Here is a 995-nt window from a genome sequence, read left to right as displayed (position 1 = left end):
AGGGAATTGATTTTACGTGCAATCAAGAGTTCGGGCATGGAGACAGACAAGACAAGGAATTGGATGATTATTTCATTGGAATACCCCAATCTTTGATTGGCGGAAGGCTGCTAAGGAAATAACCAGCCAATAGCAAGGCGATACTTGACGGTCTGGTGAGCTGAACTAAATTTGCTAAGGAAAAACAAGGGAGGATGAAGGGGTATGGGAGATGTGTAGTGACTAAAACTGGTAAGATTACCGCTTTTTGATAATAGAGAGATCTGTTAGAACCGACATATACAGTTCGAGCATTCCCGTTTTTTGTCATTTGTGTCACTTTTCGGGAATTGTATTTCTGAAAATATCCCTGTTCAATCTTCGCACTATGTTAAATAGTATTGAACAAGATGAAATATTGAACAAAAAGTTCGTTCGTTTAAGTTTTGTTCATTATCATTGCAACGTTCAATCAAATTGAACACAACTGATATATTGAACAAATAACATAAAATGATGGCAAACAATATCATAATAAACCAAGCATTGGATGCTCTTAGAGCAAGCCTTCCTGTAGGGGATGTTGTGTCAACAACAGCCGTCAAAGTAAATTGTACCAATGAAAATGATGTCACTGTTAAGATAATGAATATAGATTTTGTGTGTCATGTAAGGGAAAACATAACCAAGGCCACATTAAATCCGACATTAGCGACTATGCAAACGATGAACAATGACAAGCAGCAAATCTTGCTTGTTACGCAATACGTCACGCCGCAGGTATCAACAGAATTGGCAAACAGAGGTATCAACTATCTGGACTGTGCAGGAAACTGCCTTGTCAGATATACAAAGGCAGGAAACTTGATTTTCCAAATATTTAATCAAGGAAGGAAAAATACGGAGTCCAAGGTGAAAATCTATCCCGTGTTTCAAGATGCAGGATTGAAGGTCGTGTTTTATCTGTTGCAAGATGCAGACAATATAAAGAAGCCTTATCGAGAGATAAAAGAGCA

The 995-nt window shown here is 37.9% G+C and carries 1 protein-coding gene; it reads left to right on the top strand.

Going from position 1 to position 995, the window contains the following annotated elements:
- Nucleotides 1-492: 492 nt before the first annotated feature.
- Nucleotides 493-995: hypothetical protein (locus GH664_RS24005; protein WP_228111685.1), on the top strand; the 503-nt coding region annotated here is incomplete at its 3' end.

This window comes from Thauera sp. 2A1 (genome assembly GCF_009469595.2).
Taxonomy (GTDB): domain Bacteria; phylum Pseudomonadota; class Gammaproteobacteria; order Burkholderiales; family Rhodocyclaceae; genus Thauera.
This window is presented reverse-complemented; position numbering and strand designations above follow the sequence as displayed.